This is a genomic window from Kaistia adipata DSM 17808 (assembly GCF_000423225.1).
Taxonomy (GTDB): domain Bacteria; phylum Pseudomonadota; class Alphaproteobacteria; order Rhizobiales; family Kaistiaceae; genus Kaistia; species Kaistia adipata.
The window spans coordinates 602,027-621,497 of the sequence record NZ_AUHO01000007.1 but is presented as its reverse complement, the minus strand read 5'-3'; the positions used below and the strand labels follow the sequence as shown (position 1 = coordinate 621,497).

Annotated in this window: 18 protein-coding genes; 11 read left to right on the top strand and 7 right to left on the bottom strand. The window is 66.9% G+C overall.

All coding sequences use genetic code 11. The features are described 5' to 3' along the window. Window positions 1-3: 3 nt before the first annotated feature. Window positions 4-501, bottom strand: coding sequence for a RidA family protein (locus G539_RS0107820; protein WP_029074697.1), 498 nt, complete (start codon window positions 499-501; stop codon window positions 4-6). A 193-nt stretch (window positions 502-694) separates the two neighbouring features. Between G539_RS0107820 and G539_RS0107815 the strand changes: the two genes are divergently transcribed. Continuing rightward, window positions 695-1,510 carry an SDR family NAD(P)-dependent oxidoreductase gene (locus G539_RS0107815; RefSeq protein WP_035830765.1) on the top strand — a complete coding sequence of 272 codons (816 nt, stop codon included), beginning with the start codon at window positions 695-697 and terminating at the stop codon, window positions 1,508-1,510. Between the two features lie 26 nt (window positions 1,511-1,536). Here G539_RS0107815 and G539_RS0107810 read toward each other — a convergent pair whose 3' ends face one another. After that, window positions 1,537-2,277, bottom strand: coding sequence for an MBL fold metallo-hydrolase (locus tag G539_RS0107810; protein WP_029074695.1), 741 nt, complete (start codon window positions 2,275-2,277; stop codon window positions 1,537-1,539). Between the two features lie 121 nt (window positions 2,278-2,398). Here G539_RS0107810 and G539_RS0107805 point away from each other — a divergent pair, with 121 nt between their 5' ends. From G539_RS0107805 to G539_RS0107785, 5 genes are all read left to right on the top strand, one after another. After that, window positions 2,399-3,403, top strand: coding sequence for a succinylglutamate desuccinylase/aspartoacylase family protein (locus tag G539_RS0107805; protein WP_029074694.1), 1,005 nt, complete (start codon window positions 2,399-2,401; stop codon window positions 3,401-3,403). A gap of 276 nt (window positions 3,404-3,679) precedes the next feature. After that, window positions 3,680-5,014, top strand: a complete 1,335-nt coding sequence (locus G539_RS0107800) for an extracellular solute-binding protein (protein WP_029074693.1) — start codon at window positions 3,680-3,682, stop codon at window positions 5,012-5,014. A 64-nt stretch (window positions 5,015-5,078) separates the two neighbouring features. Next, window positions 5,079-5,954 carry a carbohydrate ABC transporter permease gene (locus tag G539_RS0107795; protein ID WP_029074692.1) on the top strand — a complete coding sequence of 292 codons (876 nt, stop codon included), beginning with the start codon at window positions 5,079-5,081 and terminating at the stop codon, window positions 5,952-5,954. Window position 5,955: 1 nt separating this feature from the next. Continuing rightward, on the top strand, window positions 5,956-6,801 hold the full coding sequence (locus G539_RS0107790; protein ID WP_051231188.1) for a carbohydrate ABC transporter permease: 846 nt from the start codon (window positions 5,956-5,958) through the stop codon (window positions 6,799-6,801). Window positions 6,802-6,835: 34 nt separating this feature from the next. Next, window positions 6,836-7,780: a threonine ammonia-lyase gene (locus G539_RS0107785; protein ID WP_029074690.1), complete on the top strand. Its 945-nt coding sequence runs from the start codon at window positions 6,836-6,838 to the stop codon at window positions 7,778-7,780. Window positions 7,781-8,106: 326 nt separating this feature from the next. On the opposite strand, the gene G539_RS0107780 is transcribed toward G539_RS0107785, so the two are convergent. The 4 genes from G539_RS0107780 to G539_RS0107765 form a co-directional block, all read right to left on the bottom strand. Further along, window positions 8,107-8,997, bottom strand: a complete 891-nt coding sequence (locus G539_RS0107780) for a carbohydrate ABC transporter permease (RefSeq protein ID WP_035830543.1) — start codon at window positions 8,995-8,997, stop codon at window positions 8,107-8,109. Window positions 8,998-9,093: 96 nt separating this feature from the next. Next, window positions 9,094-10,368: an ABC transporter substrate-binding protein gene (locus tag G539_RS0107775; protein WP_029074688.1), complete on the bottom strand. Its 1,275-nt coding sequence runs from the start codon at window positions 10,366-10,368 to the stop codon at window positions 9,094-9,096. 46 nt (window positions 10,369-10,414) lie between these two features. Continuing rightward, the gene (locus tag G539_RS0107770) at window positions 10,415-11,212 is read right to left on the bottom strand and encodes a carbohydrate ABC transporter permease (protein WP_029074687.1); all 798 of its coding nucleotides are present in this window, start codon (window positions 11,210-11,212) and stop codon (window positions 10,415-10,417) included. Window positions 11,213-11,228: 16 nt separating this feature from the next. Next, window positions 11,229-12,359, bottom strand: coding sequence for an ABC transporter ATP-binding protein (locus G539_RS0107765; protein ID WP_029074686.1), 1,131 nt, complete (start codon window positions 12,357-12,359; stop codon window positions 11,229-11,231). Between the two features lie 447 nt (window positions 12,360-12,806). Between G539_RS0107765 and G539_RS0107760 the strand changes: the two genes are divergently transcribed. The 3 genes from G539_RS0107760 to G539_RS0107750 all read left to right on the top strand — a co-directional run bounded on the left by G539_RS0107760 (window position 12,807) and on the right by G539_RS0107750 (window position 15,818). Beyond that, complete coding sequence (locus G539_RS0107760; protein WP_051231187.1) at window positions 12,807-13,571, top strand: DeoR/GlpR family DNA-binding transcription regulator; 765 nt, start codon at window positions 12,807-12,809, stop codon at window positions 13,569-13,571. A gap of 49 nt (window positions 13,572-13,620) precedes the next feature. Further along, window positions 13,621-14,421 (top strand): BtpA/SgcQ family protein, encoded by an 801-nt coding sequence (locus tag G539_RS0107755; protein ID WP_029074684.1) that lies wholly within the window; start codon window positions 13,621-13,623, stop codon window positions 14,419-14,421. 308 nt (window positions 14,422-14,729) lie between these two features. Beyond that, window positions 14,730-15,818 (top strand): Ldh family oxidoreductase, encoded by a 1,089-nt coding sequence (locus G539_RS0107750; protein ID WP_029074683.1) that lies wholly within the window; start codon window positions 14,730-14,732, stop codon window positions 15,816-15,818. A 204-nt stretch (window positions 15,819-16,022) separates the two neighbouring features. Here the strand turns inward: G539_RS0107750 and G539_RS0107745 are convergent, their stop codons facing one another. Next, window positions 16,023-17,060, bottom strand: a complete 1,038-nt coding sequence (locus G539_RS0107745; RefSeq protein WP_029074682.1) for a C-terminal binding protein — start codon at window positions 17,058-17,060, stop codon at window positions 16,023-16,025. 69 nt (window positions 17,061-17,129) lie between these two features. On the opposite strand from G539_RS0107745, the gene G539_RS24090 reads away from it, so the two are divergent. After that, complete coding sequence (locus G539_RS24090) at window positions 17,130-17,834, top strand: GntR family transcriptional regulator (RefSeq protein ID WP_084639871.1); 705 nt, start codon at window positions 17,130-17,132, stop codon at window positions 17,832-17,834. Window positions 17,835-17,981: 147 nt separating this feature from the next. Next, window positions 17,982-19,295: an ABC transporter substrate-binding protein gene (locus G539_RS0107735; protein WP_084639870.1), complete on the top strand. Its 1,314-nt coding sequence runs from the start codon at window positions 17,982-17,984 to the stop codon at window positions 19,293-19,295. Window positions 19,296-19,471 lie beyond the last annotated feature (176 nt).

Genomic DNA, 19,471 nt, shown 5'->3' with positions numbered 1-19,471 from the left:
GGCTCAGTCCTCGACGGCGATCACCGCCTCGATCTCGACGGTGATGCGGTTCGGCAGCGAACCCATGCCGACGGCCGAGCGGGCGTGACGGCCCTTCTCCTCGCCGAACACGGCCAGGAACAGGTCCGAGCAGCCATTGATCACCTGCGGATGAGCGGTGAAATCCGGCACGGCGTTGACCATGCCGAGAAGCTTGACCACCCGCCGCACCCGATCCAGCGAGCCAAGCGCGTCCTGCATCACGGCCAGCAGGTTGATGCCGGTGATGCGGGCGTGGTCATAGGCCTGCTCGACCGTCACGTCGGCGCCGACCTTGCCATGATGCTCGAAGCCATCCGGCTGCATCGGCCCCTGTCCCGACAGGAACAGCAGGTTGCCCTCGCGCACATGGGTGACGAAATTCGCCACCGGCAGCGGCGGGCGCGGCAGCTCGATCCCCAAAGCGCGCAGCCGGTCATGGGGGGAGTTACCCTCCGCAGCGGCGGTGATAGGCTTGCTCATCGGACCATCCGTTTCCCGCGCCGCAAGGGCACATTCGAAATTCCGGGCGACGCGCGAAGCCGAGACGCCCGGTCGATAATTCCATATCTGTGGAATTGCGATCACTAGAATGGAACGTTAGCATTCTGCTTCATCAGGTCAAGCGCAGCGTGCCTTCGGCAAGGAAACGCTGCCCGGGGGACGGGTGACGAGCATGACGACGGCAGGCGTTTCGAGAGGGCCCGGGCGGCTGGCGGGCAAGGCGGCGATCGTCACGGGCGCCGCCGGCGGCATCGGCCGCGCCACCGTCGAGGCCTATCTGCGCGAGGGCGCCAGCGTGGTGGCGATGGACCTCGCGCCACGGCTCGCCGCGACCCGCTACGCGGAGCCCGGCGCCATCCCGATCGCCTGCGACCTCGCCGACCGCGCCGCGATCGACGCGGCGATGGCCGACGCGGTCGCCCGCCTCGGCGGCCTCGACATCCTCGTCGCCGGCGGCGCGCTCAAGGGCGGCACCGGCAGTTTCCTCGATCTCTCGGATGCCGACTGGGACCGCTATGTCGACGTCAACCTGACCGGAACCTTCCTCACCTGCCGGGCCGGCGCCCGCGCCATGGTGGCGGCCGGCGCCGGCAAGAACGGCCGCACCGCGCGCATCATCACCATCGGTTCCGTCAATTCCTTCATGGCCGAGCCGGAAGCGGCCGCCTATGTCGCCGCCAAGGGCGGCGTCGCCATGCTGACCCGCGCCATGGCCGTCGACCTCGCCCGCCACGGCATCCTCGTCAACATGATCGCGCCAGGCCCTGTCGACGTGACCGGCAACAATACCGGCTACAGCGAACCGCGCCTCGCCGAGCAGGTCCTCGACGAGGTGACGCTGGCCAGGCCCGGCCTGCCGGAGGAAGTGGCGACCGCCGCGATCTTCCTGGCCGAGGACGGTTCGAGCTTCATCACCGGCTCGACGATCACCATCGACGGCGGCCTCTCCGCCATGATCTTCGGCGGCATGCGGGAAGGCCGACGCTGATGCGCCCCCTCCCCGTCCTGCATGGTTCAGATGATGGAGGGCGGGCATTGCAGGCGATCGACGCAGGCGAGCGCCAGATCCGCGTGGCGGCGGGCATCCTTCAGCGTGAAGGCGAGATGGCCGGGCAGCAGCGTGTCGAAGTCACGCGCGGCGAGCACCCGCACCGTCTCGCAGATCGCGGCGATGTCGCAATCGGCGATGTCCTGGATTGCCACCTTGCCGCCATGGAACAGCGCGTCGCCGGCGACGAGCATGCGCCGGCGCGGCGTGGTGACGAGATAGGAGACGTGGTCGCGGCTGTGGCCCGGCGTCGGGATCATCTCGACCGTCACGTCGCCGAAGCGTCGCGTCTCGCCGGGAGACCAGACGCGGTCGACCGGGCAGGCGCGATAGGCGTAGTCCAGCGGATAGACGCCGCCGCGCTTCGCCTTGCCGAGGCTGATCCCCTCCTCGTCACCGGCAGCCACCATCGCCGCCGTCGCCGCGCCGGCATGGATGGTGAGGCCGAGCCGCTCGCGCAAAACCGCCGCGCCGCCGGAATGGTCGGCATGGCCATGCGTCAGGAACAGGTGGCGGATCCGCGCCGGATCAATGCCGTCCTCGGCGAGCACGGCGAAGACCTGCTCCGGGAAGCGGCCGGCGCCGGCGTCGAACATCAGCCAGCCCTCCTCGGCCTCGACCAGGAAGACGTTGCAGTCATAGTTGTCGGTCAGGTCGAACCCGCCGCCGCCGCTCATCACCAGATAGAGCCCCGCCTCGATACGCATCGCCTCACCGTCTCCCCGTTTCCACGACGCCACCCCTCGGGGCCGTGCCGATCACCGCATTTCTAGACATCGAGCCGCCGGCCCGGCCGACGGCGAAACCGCATCACGAAGGACACCAAACATGCATACGGGCGCCTTTTCCGACATCGACTGGGACAAGGACGGCAAGCAGGTCGGCTTCTTCAGCTTCCCCTATTCGATCGACCGCTCGCCCTACTACCAGATCAAGATGCCGGTCTGCCGGATCAGGAACGGCGACGGCCCGAGCCTGGTGCTGATGGCCGGCAACCATGGCGACGAATATGAGGGCGAGCTGACGCTCCTGAAGGCGATCCGCCTGATCGAGGCCGCCGACATCCAGGGCGCGCTGACCATCCTGCCGGCGGCCAACACCCCGGCCGTGATGGCGGCGAAGCGCTGCTCGCCCTTCGACGGCGGCAACATGAACCGCGCCTTTCCCGGCAATCCCTATGGCGGCCCGACCCAGCGCATGGCGCATTACATCGAGCACGAGATCTTCCCGCGCCACGAGGTGGTGCTCGACCTGCATTCGGGCGGCACCAGCATGGACCACCTGATCTGCAGCCTGATCGAGCGGCTGGGCGATGCCGAGCGTTACGCGCGGGGGCTGGAGCTGATGAAGGCGATGCGCCTGCCCTATGGCATGATCGCCGACAACGGCCCGGATTCGCCGACCTCGATGGCGGCGGCGCTGCGCGCCGGCTGCATCGCGCTGTCGGGCGAGTTCGGCGGCGGCGCGACCGCCACCAAGGCGACGATGGCGGTGACGCAGCGCGCCGTCGACAACCTGCTGCTCGCCCTCGGCCTCACCAGCCGACCGATCCTCTACACCGATACCGATCGCGGCCCGGAAACGGTGGTGCTGGCGACCGGCGGCCAGTCGCTCTTCGTCTATGCCGAGCGCGAGGGCTGGTTCGAGCCTGCCGTCGAGATCGGCGACACGGTGGCGGCCGGCGACGTCGCCGGCTGGCTGCATGACCTGGAACGGCCACTGGAGGCGCCCGCGGTTCTGCATTTCAGGGAGGCCGGCATCGTGCTGTCGCGCCGGCTGCACACGCACAGCCAGTCGGGCGACTGCCTGCTCAACCTGGCGCGCTTCGCCTGAACCGCGCGGGCCTGGATCGGGCCGGCGCACGGGCCGGCCCGGACGAATGAGGATCATCGCGGCGCGCCCTGCGGTGACGATCGGAACAAACGACGGGCCTTGACCCGCGAGGTCACCATGTTAGGCTTCCGTTGTAGTGAATTCAATTCTGTAACTATGGAATAAATTCATCACCGTTGGCGAGCGATCGGAGTTTCAAGGCGCGGCGGACTTCAAGGACCGCGCCGCCCCGTCCCGCCGGCACACCGCATCCAGGGTTCAGCAACGGGGAACGACATGCTGAGATCCAATTTCAAGACGGCCACGGCCGCGCTGCTCGCCACGCTCCTGTCCGGCACGGCCGCCCTTGCCGACATCACCATCCTGGCCTGGCCCGGCGAGCCGTCGGAATCCGCCTTCCGCAAGGTGCTCGACCTCTACAATACGACGGAAGGCGCCAAGAACAACTCGAAGGCCTCGGTCATCTATTTCAGCCAGCAGGGCTTCAAGGAGAAGATGCTGGCCGACGTCGCTGCGGGCTCGAAGGAGTTCGACGTGATGCTGACGGCGACCTATGACGTCGGCCTCTACGCGCCGTTCATGACGCCGATCGACGACATCATCACCGAGGACGTCTACAAGGTCGTCTCCAAGAACTCGATCGAGACGCAGAAGTATGAGGGCAAGACCTACGGCATCCCGACCGATCTCAGCCTGCACTTCCTCTATTACCGCAACGACCTGATCGACCAGCTGAATTCCGATCCGGCCTGGAAGGCGAAATACGAGGAGATCTCCGAGAAGATCCTCGGCAAGAAGCTGTCGCCGAAGCCGGCCGACCAGTGGAACTGGGACGATTTCATCGCCTCGGCGCTGTTCTTCACCAAGTCGATCAATCCCGACAGCCCGACCCGCTACGGCACCGTGCTGCAGATGAAGAACCTGCTCTACAACATCATGCTGTGGCAGGGCACGGTCGCCTCGAACGGCGGCGACTGGCGCGACAAGGACGGCAACATCACCATCGACTCGCCGGCCTACAAGCGCGGCCTCGAGATCTACAAGATCATCACCGACAACGAGGCGACGCCGGGCGACAGCTCGACCTATGAATATGGCGAAGCCAACAGCGTCTTCGGCGCCGGCCAGGTCGCCTTCATGCTGCAGTGGAACGCCGCCGTGCCGGAGTTCAACGACGCCACCAAATACCCGGCCGTTGCCGGCAAGCTCGGCCTCAGCCACGAGCCGGCCGGCTCGGAAGGCCCGAAGACCCACTTCCACAGCCTCGGCCTCGGCATCAACAAGAACTCCGACAAGCAGGACGAGGCGAAGAAGTTCCTCTCCTGGCTCGGCAGCTCCGACGCGCTGACGCTCTACGCCAAGGAAGGCGGCTCGCCGCCGCTCGCCGAGGGTCCGCTGGCGGTGATCGCCGCCGACCGGCCGGAAATGGCGCTGATGGGCGAGCACGCCGCCAAATACGGCTTCGTCATGAACGGCGGCACCAGCGCCAAGGCGCTCGGCATCTACACCAACCAGGCCGAGAACTTCACCGGCTACTGGACCGGCGAGATCGAGGAGGACGAGGCGATCGCCAACGTCACCGCCGACATGAAGAAGGCATTCGCGCCCTAAGCCATCTGCCCACTGAACGGACTGTCGCGGCTCCGCCCGCGGCAGTCCCGGCCCCGGAGCGAGAATGTCCGACGCGACCAGTTTCGAACAACAGCAGCGCGCCTCGGCGCGGGTCCTGCTCGTGCCCCTCTGCCTGTTCATGGCCGCGCTGCTCGGCTTCCCGACGCTGATCAACCTCTGGTACTCGTTCAGCGACGTGTCGTTCCAGAACCTGGTCGGCAGCTTCGTCGGGCTCGACAACTACGTCGCCGCGCTCTCCAATCCGAAGATGTGGCAGGCGCTCGGCTTCTCGCTGAAATTCGCCGTCCTCTGCACGGTGATCGAGGTCGCCGCCGCCCTCGTCCTCGTCTTCATCCTGCATCCGCTGCTGGTGAAGCGGCCCTGGATGACCGCCATCCTGATGCTGCCGATGATGGTGTCGCCGGCGCTGATGGGCGTCATGTACCGGCTGATCCTGAACGAGTTCACCGGTCCGATCCCGGTCTATCTCGAGATGATGGGCTACGGCGTCAACTTCCTCGGCCGCGGCAACATCTACAAGACCATCGTCGCCATCGAGGTACTGCAGTGGACGCCGTTCGCGTTCCTGATCCTGCTCACAGCGCGCCAGACCATTTCCTACGAGTTGGAGGAAGCCGCGGCCGTCGACGGCGCCACCGGCTTCCGCTCGAGCTTCCACATCCTGCTGCCGCTGATGATACCGGCGCTGGTGATCGTCCTGTTCGTGCGCTTCATCGACAGTTTCCGCGTGTTCGACCACATCTACGTGCTGACCGGCGGCGGTCCCGGCAACCTCACCACCTCGATCAGCATCTACATCTACAAGCTGTTCTTCGTGCAGCACACGCTTGGCGAGGCGGTCGCCGTCTCGATCCTGCTGCTGCTGATGTCGCTCGCGCTGATCGCCTCGGCGATGCGCCTCGTCGTGCGGAGGAGCTGAGATGATCGTCACCCGCCGCTCCCGCCTCGACGGCGTCGTTCACGCCGGCCGCTGGATCGTCTTCGTCGCCGTCGCCATCCTGGTCAATTTCCCGGTGCTCTCGACCATCCTGACCTCGTTCAAGACCAACGCCGACATCAACGCCTATCCGCCGAAATGGATCTTCGAGCCGACGCTCGAGCACTACCGCGCCGTGCTCGCCTCGCCGAACATCGACTACGGCCACTACATCCTGAACAGCGTCATCATCGCGACGACCGGCACGCTCTTCGCCATCCTGCTGACGCTGCCGGCCGCCTATGCGATGGCGCGGCACAAGATCGGCACCGGCTGGCTGCTGCCGGTCATCACCAACCTGCGTGCCCTGCCGCTGATCATCTTCGCGATCCCGTTCTACTTCATGTACAAGCAGGTCGGCCTGCTCGACACCCGGCTCGGCCTCGCGCTGATCTCCTGCATCATCAACATCCCGGTCGCGCTGGTGCTGTTCGTCGGCTTCGTGCAGGACGTGCCGCGCGAGCTCGACGACGCGGCACGGATCGACGGCGCCTCGATGTGGAAGACGCTCTGGCACGTCGTGCTGCCGCTGAGCCGGCCGGTGATGCTGGCGGTGTTCCTGCTCTCGTTCATCTACAGCTGGAACGAGTTCCTGTTCGGCCTGATCCTGACGACGAAGAGCGCCGTGCCGGTGACCGTCGGCGCCACCTTCTTCGTCACCTCGCGCGGCATCGAATGGGGCCCGACCTCGGCCGCCATCACGCTCGGCATCCTGCCGCCGCTGATCCTCGGCCTGTTCGCCTATCCCTATATCGGCAAGTCGATGCTTGCCGGCGCCGTCAAGGGCTGACCGCCCCGTCCATCGTTCGTCTCACGGTGATGCCATGCAACCGACCGCCTATACCGACGCCGCCCGCCGCATTCGCGGCCATGTCCGCCGCACGCCGCTGGTGCCGGCCGCGCCCTCGCCTCGCCGAGCAGAGGGGGCCGATCTCTGGTTCAAGCCGGAATGCCTGCAGGTCTCCGGCTCGTTCAAGGCGCGCGGCGCGTTCAACGGCGTGCTGTCTCTGCCGGACGACGTGCGGAAGCGCGGCGTCGTCACCGCGTCGGGCGGCAACTTCGGCGCGGCGATCGCCTATGCGGCCGAGCAGCTCGGCGTGCCGGCCAGCATCTGCGTGATGACGACCTCCACCGAGCTCGCCCGCAAGCGCATCGCCTCCTATGGCGCGGAGCTGCACGTCGTCGGCCAGTTCTGGGACCTCTCCTGGGAAGCCGGGCGCAAGCTTGCCGAGGAACGCGGCGGCGCGCTGCTGCATCCCTTCGCCGACGAGGCGACGATCGCCGGCCAGGGCACGATCGGGCTCGAGATCCTCGAGGACATGCCCGACGTCGACACCGTCGTCGTGTCGATCGGCGGCGGCGGCCTGATCGCCGGCATCGCCGAGGCGATCAAGCAGCGGAAGCCGGGCGTGCGCGTCGTCGGCGTCGAGACGGTCGGCTGCCCGACGCTCTACGAGGCCCGCAAGGCCGGCCATCCGGTCATGCTCGAGAATGTCGTCACCAACGTTCCGATCCTCGCGGCGCGGTCGACCGAGCCGATCAATTTCGAGATCATCGAGCGCTGCGTCGACGAGATCGTGCTGGTGCCGGAGGACGAGCCGGTCGGCGCGGCGGAATGGATGTGGAAGAACACCGGCCTCGCGGTCGAGCTCGGCGCCGCGACGGCCGCCGCCGCCGTCCTCAACGGCCACGTCAGGATCGCGCCCGGCGAGAGGACGGTGGTCGTCCTCTGCGGCAGCGGCCATGACGGGCTGGGGCTGAAGGGCTGAGGAGCCATTACCGGCCTTCAACATCCTGAGGAGGCTTGCGGCAGCAAGCCGTCTCGAAGGACGCACGACCTTCGAGAGCTGCAGGACCATTCTGCGTGCTTCGAGACGGCCCTTCGGGCCTCCTCAGCATGTTGAGAATGGCGTTGCGCGAGGATCCCCTCAGGAAGAGGTAGAGACGAGCGCCACATTCGCCGGGCCTGACCCGGGATCCATCCAGCCGGGTTCCAGGGCGCCTGGACGGTCACGCCTTGCGCGGCATGGATCCCCGCCTTCGCGGGGATGACGAGGACCGCACGACGCGGGACCGCGGGTCCCCCTCGCCCGCCCTACCCCTTGGCGCGCTTTTCCAGCATCGCGAAGAACACCACGGTCATCGCCAGCACGATGACGAGCAGCACGAAGGCGGCGGCCGCGCCCTCGTTGATCGAGAGGCCGAGGAAGGCCTGGCGGTAGGCGAAGAAGCTCAGCACCTCGGTCGCCGTGCCGGGGCCGCCCTTGGTCAGCACATAGGGCAGGTCGTAGGTGCGGAATTCGTTGATCAGCTGGATGATGACGGTGATCGCCGCGACCGGGCGCAGCATCGGCAGCGTCAGGAACCAGAACTGCTGCAGCGGACGGGCGCCGTCGACCTCGGCCGCCTCGTAGGGCTCGCGCGGCAGCGAGGCGAGACCGGCCGCCAGGATCAGGATGACGAAGGACATCTGCTGCCAGACATCGATGAAGGCCATGGTCCAGAGCGCCAGGTTGGGCGAGCCGAGCCAGTCGAAGCGCGGCAGGCCGATCGTCTCCATCAAATGGTTGATGATGCCGAGATTGGGCTGCAGCAGCATGCGCCAGATCAGCGCCACGCTGACCGGCGACATCGCCATCGGAATGGTGAGGATGGCGAAGTAGATCGGCTTGGTCCTGACGACCCGGTTCAGCATCAGCGCGATGCCGAGGCCGACGACGAACTGCACGGCGACGGTGACGACCGAATACTTCACGGTCAGCCAGGTGGCGTTCCAGAAGCGCTCGTTCGCCATCATGGTGGCGAAGTTGTCGACGCCGACGATCGGCAGGATGGCCGGCTTCATCAGCGTGTAGGACGAGACCGAAAGCAGGCAGGCATAGAGCAGCGGAAAGCCCATGACGATGGCGAGCAGCAGCATGCCCGGCGCGGCGAAGCCCCAGCCGATGCGGATCTCGCGCTCTGCAAATCTCTTCCAGCCCGTCATCACTCTACCGTCCGCTCTTGCGTCATGCGCGGCCGTGCCACGCGGGTGTCCGGAGCGCGGCGGGCCGCCGCGCTCCGTCGTGTCTTCAGGGCCGGCTTACTTGGCCAGCAGTTCCTCGAGGCCCTTGTGGGCCGCCTCGAGCGCCGCGTCGGTCGTCACCTCGCCGCCACCGGCCTGCGACAGGCTGGTGCCGAGCACGTCCTCGTACTGCGCCGAATAGGCGAAGATCGGGAACGACTTGCCGGTCGCCACGACGTCCTGGGCGGTCTTGTAGTAGGGGTACTTCTCCAGCACCTTGGCGTCCGTGTAGACGTCGGCGCGGACCGGCGCATGGCCCTGCAGGGCGCGGGCGACGGAGACGTCCCTGCTCTGCACCCACTGGATGAACTTCCAGGCGGCTTCCTGCTCTTCCGGGGTCACATTCTTCGGAATGCCCCAGCCCCAGCCGCCGCTCTCGCCATGACCGCCGGGCATGACCGACAGCGCGACCTTGCCGGCGACCTCGGGGCACTTCTCGGCATTGTCGACCTGCGGCAGCATCCACCAGTAGGTGACCATGCTGAACGCCTTGCCGCTGCACATCAGGCGCAGCGTGTCGTCAAGCGTCGCCGAGAGCGCGCCCTGCTGGGCACCGTTCTTGATGTTGTCGACATAGAGGTCGATCGCCACCTTGCCCTCGGGGCTGTTGAGCGTGACCTTCTTGCCGTCGCCGAGATAGGAACCGCCGGCCGAGAACAGGTAGTTCGAGAACTCCATGCTGTTCGGATCGCCGCGCTGGCCCTGCATCGCCGCGCCGGCGACGTCGGCATTCGCCTTCATGAACTTCGAGATCTCGACATAGTCGGCGAGCGTCGTCGGAACGGCGAGTTCCTTGCCGGTCGCGGCCTTGAAGGCTTCCTTGAGCTTCGGATCCTCGAGCAGGTCCTTCCGGTAGAGCAGGCCCATCGAGTAGTTGTACATCGGCAGGATCTGGAGGCTGTCCTCCGTGCGGCCGAGCAGGTCGAGGGTCGACGGGATGAACGGCGACAGGTCGTAGTTCGACTTCTCGACGAACGGCTTCAGGTCGGCGAGCCAACCGGCGGCCGGGAATTCACCGGCCCAGAGGAAGTCGACCTCGAGCAGGTTGTAGTAGCTCTGCGGCGAGACGAGCTGCGACACCAGCTTGTCGTGCATGTCGCCATAGCCGATCTTCTCGAACTCGACCTTGATGCCGGTCTCCTTCTCGAAATCGGGCAGCATCGCCTCGATGATCTGCGTCTCGGGCACGTCCTCCATGAGCGCCCGCAGCACGATCTCGTCGGCGTTGGCGGGCGAAGCCGCCATCAGCGCGCCGATGCCGGCGGCCGCATACAGAACTTTCTTCAGCGTCATTGATGTTCTCCCTCTCTCTGCCGGCAGTGCCCGGGTCCCTCCGGGCCTATTTGACACCGCCGAACGTCAACCCCTGGATGATGAAGCGCTGGATGAAACGCGATGCGATGACGAGCGGCAGGATGGCCAGCACCACGCCCGCCGAAACCTTGGCGATCTGCACCCCGTTCGAGGTCTGTAGCGCCGCCAGCGAGACGGGGATCGTCGCCGTCTGCGGCCCGCTCAGGACCAGCGCGAACAGGAATTCGTTCCACGACAGGATGAAGCCGAGCACGCCGGCCGCCGCGATGCCGGGCAGCGACACCGGCACGACGATGCGCCAGAACGCGCCCCAGGCGGTGGCGCCGTCGGTCTGCGCCGCCCATTCCATGTCGACCGGCACGCCCTCGAAGAAGCCCATCAGGATCCAGGTCAGGAACGGCAGGTTCAGCGCCGAATAGACGAGGATCAGGCCGGGCAGCGAGTTGGTCAGGCCGGCGCCGCGCAAAAGCGCGAAGGCGGGCAGCACCAGCGCCACGGGCGGCAGCATCTGGGTGGCGAGCACGACGAAGCGGGCGAAGCGGCCGCCGGTGCGGAAGCGGGCGAAGGCGTAGCCGGTGCAGGCCGCGAAGGGCAGAGCCAGGACGACGGAGCCGAGCGCCACGATCAGGCTGTTGACGTAGAAGGTGCCGAAGCGGTTCTTCTCGAACAGGCCGGCATAGTTGTCGAGCGTGAACGCCGGCAGGATCTCCGTGCTGTAGGACATCGATTCCGGCACGAAGCTGGTGCGCAGCGCCCAAAGCGGCGGCAGGAGCACGACCACGCATGCCAGGATCAAACCGAAATGCAGGCCGAACTTGCGCATGGGTTCCTCGCCCTGATTAGCGGCCGACCGGCAGAGGCGGCCGCGCGACCACCTTGCCGGTTTCGGCATCGAAAAGATGCATGGGCTCGACGTCGACATAGAGATCGACGGTCGAGTCGACGGGCGCGAAGAAATGCCGTCCGAGGCGCGCCTGGATCTCGACGGGCTTGTCGCGGCCGACCATGCCGATCAGCACGTTCTCGGCGCCCAGCGCCTCGACGGCCACGACCTTGACGGAAATGCGCTGCCACTCGGGGTGCGCCTGCGTCTCGTAGATGTCCTCGGCGCGGATGCCGGCCGTGATCGGCCCGCCCGCCTTATGGACATAGGGCAGATAGTGCTTGCGCGGCACGGTGAGGCGCGTCTCCGCGTCGACCCGGACGACCAGGTCCTCGCCCTCGTGCTCGAGCTGCGCGCCGACCAGGTTCATCGGCGGCGTCGCCAGGAAGCGCGCCACGAAGGTGTCGGCCGGGTTGGCGTAGACGTCGAGCGGTCGGCCATGCTGGATCAGCCTGCCGTCCTTCATGATGCAGATGCGGTCGCCCATGGTCATCGCCTCGACCTGGTCGTGCGTGACATGGACGATGGTGCGGCCGAGGCGACGGTGCAGCTTGACCAGCTCGAGCCGCATCTCGGCGCGCAGCTGGGCATCCAGGTTGGAGAGCGGCTCGTCGAGCAGGAAGGCTTCCGGCTCACGCACGATGGCGCGGCCGAGCGCGACGCGCTGGCGCTGGCCGCCGGAAAGCGCGCCGGGCTTGCGCTGCAGCAGATGGCCGAGGCCGAGCAGGTCGGCGGCGCCCGCCACCTTGGTCTCGATCTCGGAGGAGGAGACGCCGCGCATCTTCAGGCCGAAGGCCATGTTGTGCCAGACCGACATGTGCGGGTAGAGCGCGTAGCTCTGGAAGACAACGGCGATGTTGCGATCGCGCGGCGCGACGCCGTTGACGCTACGCCCGCCGATGCGGAGCTCGCCGGCCGAGATGCTCTCGAGGCCCGCGATCATGCGCAGCGTGGTCGACTTGCCGCAGCCGGACGGCCCAAGGAAGATCACGAACTCGCCGTCTTCGATCTTGAGATCGACATCGCGCACGCCATAGGCGCCGTTCGCGTAGATCTTGGAAACGCGATCAAGCTCAATCGAAGCCATGTTGTTCCTCGTGCGGCGAAAGCGCCCGGCCCTCCGCCGCGCCTTCCGCGTTCGGCCGGCACCGGGCCGACCTCCCTCGTAGCGGCGATTGTAGGCGAACAAATTCAAACGCCTCAAGGAGCAATTTTGGTCGATCGTGTTCAAATTTTAGCGTTGCACCCGATGCAACCACGCCCGCACAAGACAGAAGCATTTGAAAAATAGTGATAAATTGCCGATTCAGCACGAACAGGAACGAAATTGCCGCATGTGACTTTTCCACACCCACCCGACGACATCAACATGATCGCACAATTATCAACGCGACGTGTTTGAATTTGTTTGGGGCGCTGCTATGGTCGGTGTCGCAGCCTTTTGACGGTCCTCGAGGAGAGAGAATTGCCGAAACAGCCTGCCGCGCACCGGACCTCCGTCGCCGACGTCCCGGCGCGGCCTCGCCTGCCGGAAATGCGCCAGGCCGCCATCCTGGAGACACTGCGCCTGAACGGCGCCGTGCATGTCGCGGAGATCGCGGCGGCGCTGCAGGTTTCCGACATGACCGTGCGGCGCGACCTGCTCGAGCTCGAGCGCGCCGGCCGGCTGGTACGCACCCATGGCGGCGCCATCAGCGCCGCCGCGACGCCCACCGTCACCATGGACAGCGAGGAGCCGGACTTCGAGTCCCGCCTGCGCCGCCAGCGCTCGGGCAAGGAGCGGATCGCCGCCCGCGCCGCCGCGCTGGCGCTGGCCCATCGCGCCATCGCCCTCGATGTCGGCACCTCGACCTATCTGATGGCGCAGCACCTGCGCGAGCGCCCGCATGCCAAGATCTTCACCAACAGCGTGCGCGCCGCCACCCTGCTTTCGGCCGGCCAGGCCGAGGTCTATCTCGCCGGTGGCCGGGTCCGCGGCGACGAGCTTTCCGTCGGCGGCGCCGAGGCCGTGGCACAGTTCGAGAAGCTCTGGTTCGACATCTGCTTCGTCGGCCTGTCCGGCGTCACCGAGGACGGGCTGTTCGACTATTCGATCGAGGACGTCGAGTTGAAGAAGGTCTATCTCGGCCGCTCGGGCATCAAGGTGGCGCTCTGCGACGCCTCGAAGTTCCAGCGCATGTCGCTCGTGCATGTCGCGACGCTCACCGACATCGACGTCCTGATCACCGACGCCGCACCGCCGCCACCGATCGCGGCGGCGCTCGAGGCGGCACGCGTCGATGTCCAGATCGCCCCTTAACGAGGCTCGCCTCACCCTATCCTGTCATCCCAATTGAATGGAGCGGACTATGGTTTTCGATTTCTTCGGCGACAAGAAGAAGGTCGTCATCTCGATGTCTCATATCGGCGCCCTTCCGGGTTCGCCGCTGTATGACGCCAAGGGTGGCCTCAACAAGCTGATCGACGACGCGATGGCCGATGTCGAGAAGCTGCAGGCCGGCGGCGTCGACGCCATCATGTTCGGCAACGAGAACGACCGCCCCTACGTGTTCAAGGGCGCCCCGGAAGCGATCGCCGCCATGTCGGCCATCGTGCAGGCGATCAAGCCCGAGCTGAAGGTGCCGTTCGGCGTCAACTTCCTCTGGGATCCGATCGCCTCGGTGTCGATCGGCGCGGTGACCGGCGCCTCCTTCGTGCGCGAGATCTTCACTGGCGTGTTCGCCTCCGACATGGGCGTGTGGGAGCCGAACTGCGCCCAGGCCTCGCGGCTCCGCCACAATCTCGGCCGCGATGACATGAAGCTGCTCTTCAACATCAACGCCGAGTTCGCGCATTCGCTCGACCAGCGTCCGATCGAGCTGCGCGCCAAGAGCGCCGTGTTCTCCTCGCTCGCCGACGCCATCCTGGTCTCCGGCCCGATCACCGGCGAGCCGGCCGACGCGTCGAACCTGCGCAAGGTCGCCGAGACCGTGAAGACGGTACCGATCTTCGCCAATACCGGCGTCAACATCGACAACGTCACCGACATATTCAACTACGCCTCCGGCGTCGTCATCGGCACGCATTTCAAGGTCGACGGCTACACCTGGAACGCCGTCGACGCCGACCGCGTCAAGCGCTTCATGGACGTCGTGAACAAGCTGCGCTGATCGCAACGAACACCCCTCCGGCCGGACGCCTCCGGCCGGAGGAACCTCGTTTCGCCCGGGCGCGCGGCGCCATCTGTGGGCGAAATGTCATACAACCAGACCACCGTGTGATTTTCTGACGCCTTCCCCAGCGTCCGCCCCATCTTCCCTGCCAATCATCGTTTGAATGCGACGCGGATTCCCCTTAGACGAGGGTATGCGGCTGCGCAGGCCCGCCACGGTGCCCGCACCTGCCGAAGATTGTCATCTGGCGAACCACGGCGTCGGCCCGACGGCGGCCGGTTCAACGCTTGCTCGAGGAAGAAAACATGGCCCTGGAAAAGATCGCGGGCGTTCGCGCCGCGGCCCGTGACGTCGAACCGTTCGTCGCCGAGCTGTTCATCGCAGCCGGCGTGAACCGCGAGAGCGCCGAAGCCTGCGCCCGCGCCGTGGTCGACGCCTCGTCCCGCGCCTATGACACGCATGGCGTCCGCCTGATCCCGTTCTACATGCAGGGCCTCGACGGCGGCCGCATCAACAAGACGCCGTCGCTCACCGTCACCGAGAAGGCCGCCTCGGCCGTGCATGTCGACGCCGATGACGGCCTCGGCCACTACGCCAGCTACCGCGCCATCGACGAGGCGGCCAAGCTCGCCGAGAAGACCGGCGTCGCCGTCGCGACCGTCGGCCGCTCGACCCATCACGGCGCCACCGGCGTCTACACGCGCTACGCCGCCACCAAGGGCTTCGTCGCCATCGGCATGACGCACGCCGACGCCATGGTGATCCCGCATGGCGGCGCCTCGGCCTTCTTCGGCACCAACCCGCTCTCCTTCGCCGTGCCGGTCGAGGGCGAGGATCCGATGGTGCTCGACATGGCGACCAGCTCGATCCCGTTCAACCGCGTCGGCCTGCGCCGCGCCACCGGCCAGCCGCTGCCGGAAGAGGTCGCCGTCGACGACAAGGGCGTGTTCACCACCGACGCCAACGCGGCCGTCTGGGTCGCCCCGGTCGGCGGCGCCGATTTCGGCTACAAGGGCTCGGGCCTCGCCGGCATGGTCGACCTGCTCTGCTCGGCCTTCACCGGCATGGGCCACGGCAACACGCTGGCCGCCTTCAACGGCCCGGACTTCGCCAAGCCGATCCAGATCGGCCATTTCTTCATCGTGCTGTCGCCGGCTGTGTTCCAGGCGCTGTCCGCCTTCGACGCGCGCATCTCGGCCTTCCTCGCCGACCTGCGCGCCCAGCCGGCCAAGCCCGGCCAGAAGGTCTATGCCCCGTCCGACATCGAGAAGGCCGAGGCGAAGCAGCGCGCCGTCGAAGGCATCCCGGTCGACAACGTCACCTGGGGCGCGCTCGAGGGCTTCGCCGCCAAGCTCGGCGTCAAGGTCCCGGCCGCGACCGCCGACAACGGCTGACGCCCAGCGTCTCCTGAATCAAGAAGGGGCGGCGATCGCGCGATCGCCGCCCCATTTTTGTTTCTGTTCCGTCCGCCGCGCCGCCAGGTTGCCTTCACCGGCGCGTGCCCCGCGCTCTCCGTCATCCTCGCGAAGGCGAGGATCCATGCCGCCGAGGCGCCAACGAGTGAACCTCCCGAGCCCGGGATGACGCGGAGGTCGGTGTCAGGACGCCTTGCGCACCTTGGCCGGCGCGACCAGGAACTCGCGGTTGACACAGTTGGTGAGGCGGCCCTCGTTCAGATAGGTGAGGATGCACTCGACGGCCTTGCGCTGCATGTCCTTCATCGCGGCCGGGCTGTAGAAGGCGGCGTGCGGCGACAGCACCAGCCGCCCCTCGATCCAGGGCTCGTTCGCCGCCCAGGCGGCGATCAGCTTCTGGCTGCGGTCGGCCGGCTCCTGCGGCAGCACGTCGAGGCCGGCGCCGGCGACGCGACCATCCTTCATCGCGTCGTAGAGCGCGTCGAGATCGACGATCGGCCCGCGCGCCGTATTGACCAGGATCAGGCCCGGCTTGGCGGCGGCGAGCGCCGACGCGTTGATCATGCCGGTGGTCTCGGCGCTGCGCGGCGCATGCAGGCTGAGTATGTCGCTGATCGCCATCAGCTCGTTGAGGCTGTGCACCCGCTCATAGCCGGTGGAAAGCTCGACGCCGTTCGAGAGATGCGGATCGTAGAAGACGACGCGCATGTCGAAGGCGGCGGCGCGGCGGGCGGCGGCGAGGCCGATGCGGCCGAGGCCGACGACGCCGAAGGTGGCGCCGCGCAGGCGTCGCACCAGCGGCGCGCGCGAAAAACTCCAGCCGTTGACAGGATCGGTGTTGAGCAGCCGGTCATAGGTGTCGGTGCCGCGCGTCAGCGCCAGCATCAGCGCCAGCGCATGGTCGGCCACCTCGGTGGTGCCGTAGTCCGGCACGTTGCAGACCGGCACGCCGCGCGCGCCCCAGCCCTCGAGGTCGAGATTGTCGTAGCCGACGCCCTCGCGCACGACGATCTTCACCTTCTCGAAATCGTCGAGATCGGCCGGCAGCAGGTGGGTGGCCGAGCAGTTGATCACCGCGTCGGCGGCGGCGCTGCGGGCCCGCGCCAGACGGTAGGCCGGATCGGCGGGGATCGGGTCGATGTCGAATTCCGCCTTCGATCCGAACAGCTCGAGCAGCTCCGGATTCTCGGGCGGATACCAATTGGCTTTCAGAATGCGCATAGTGTTTCCTGCCGTTCCTCGCCAGATTCACGCTGGCGTTGGCAGGATTGTTAACAGTAGACTGTAGCGATGAGCAAGAGCCCAATCACGCCCCCCTTGCAGCGCCGGGAGCGCCGCGTACTGACCGACGACGTTGCCGACGCGCTGCGCGAGGCGATTTTGAGCGGCCGTTTCAAGCGCGGCGAACGGCTGATCGAGGACGAGCTGGCCGAGAGCCTGAACGTCAGCCGCGGCCCGATCCGGCAGGCGATCTTCCGCCTGCAGCAGGAAGGGCTGGTGGTGCACGAGACGCATCGCGGCGCCACCGTGGCGCAGATCTCGCTGCAGGATGCGAGCGAGATCTACAGCCTGCGCAAGGCGCTGGAGAAGCTCGCCGTCGAGCAGGCCTGCCTCAACGCGACCGAGGCCGATCTTGCGCCTCTGGAGGCAATTCTCCTGCTTTTCCAATCGATTCCGCGCGCGACGATGACGCGGCGCCGGGTCGCCGAGCTCGACATCGACTTCCATGACGCGCTGTTCCGCGCCGCCCACCATGCCCGGCTCTACCGCGCCTGGGAGGCGCTGCGCTCGCAGATCTTCGTCTTCCTGCTGCTCCGCGACGGCTTGCCCGAGGACTATCTGACCTCGTGGTACCTGGCACATGCCCGGCTGCTCGCAATGGTGCGCAACCGGGATTCCGCCACCGCCCTCGCCTGTATCGAAGAGCATATCGAGGCCGCCTATGGCCGCCTGAAGGAACACCTGCTCGACACCGAGGCAGCCGCCGCCCGCTAGGGACCGCCACCAAGTCCAACTTGACGTCCGCCTTGACAGCCTGCCCCCTCATGCTATCGTTTCATTGTTAACAATTAACAATGTGGCGGAAACAATCCGCCTCTGGGCGTGCGCGCGTCCCGCCGCACCCGAGGGAGGAGAACGAGCATGACGAATCCGGACAAGCCGTCTTCAGCATTGACGGGCCTCCGCCCGACGCGGCGCCAGCTGCTGGCCGGCGCCGCCGCCATGGGCGGCACGCTGGCGGCGACATCGTTTTCGAGCCGGTCGGCGCGCGCCGCCGACCGCATCCCGCTGAAGCTGATGAGCTGGGAACAGTTCCAGCCCGGCGAGAAGGAGGGCTGGAACGCCGTCCTCGACAAATTCAACCAGTCGCAGGACAAGTACCTGGTCGAATGGACCGGCTGGCCGGCCAGCCAGTATGTCTCCAACGTCGTCATCCAGGCGCAGGCCGGCGGCATCGACGCCGACATCCTGATGGCGATGCCGGATCTCTCCGCCCAGGTGATCCGCAAGTTCCAGCTCGCCGAGCCGCTCGACGACGTCGTCAAGGCGCTCGGCATCACGCCCTCCGGCGGCCATGAGTTCCTGCGCAAGGACGGCCAGCTCTACGGCCTCTCGGCGATCGACGTGAATTTCGCGCTGATCTACAACAAGGCGCTGCTGGAGAAGGCCGGCGTCAAGCCGGCAACGACGCCGGAAGAGTGGATCGAGACCACTGCCAAGCTGACCAGCCGACCCGACCAGTTCGGCATCGCGCTCACCAACGTCATCGCCGATTCCGGCGAATGGTGGTTCCAGCTGCAGAATTTCTGCCTGCCCTTCGACGGCAAATGGGCCGAGGGCAAGACGCCGCTGGCCAATTCGCCCGAAGTGGTCAAGGGCCTCGAGCTCTGGAAGAGCCTCTACGAGGCCGGCGTGCCGCAGGGCACGGCGCAGAGCGCGATCATGAAGCTCGCCGCCGACGGGCGCGTCGCCCAGGCCTTCGGCGTCAACCCGACCGTCGTGGTGCTGCGCGCCACCAACCCGGACATCTACCCGGACCTGCTCTCGGCCGCGCCGCCCTGGGCGAGCCGCCGCTCGCTCGACCGCATCCACCCGCTGATCGCGCTCAAGGGTAAGAATTCGGACGGCGCCAAGGAGTTCATCAAGTTCGTCATGTCGCCGGACGTGATGGCCGATCTGATGATCACCAACCTCTACGTCATGCCGCCCTACGACCTCGCCGCGAAGTCGGAGAAGTTCGCCGCCTTCCTGGCCGACAAGCCATGGGTGACCGGCTTCAACGAGGCGAAGCAGGTGTCGCCGATCGACGTGATGGGCGACTTCGCCTTCGCCGACGACCAGTTCGGCCGCATCATCATGCAGAACTTCCAGAGCGCGCTGCGCCCCGGCGGATCCGTGAAGACGGCGATGGACGGCGCCCAGCGCCAGCTCGAGGCGCTGGCGACACGGCTCTAGACCAGGATCGTCTCCTCTCCCTTATGGGAGTCCTTGCACGACGCCGACCCTCCCTCCGCCGTCATCCCGGCGAAGGCCGGGATCCAGAAACACCGGCCGGGGAAGGCTGGACCACGGTTTCCCGGGCCCGTGTTCATGGGCCCCGGCCTCCGCCGGGGCGACGAGCACCGGCCGAG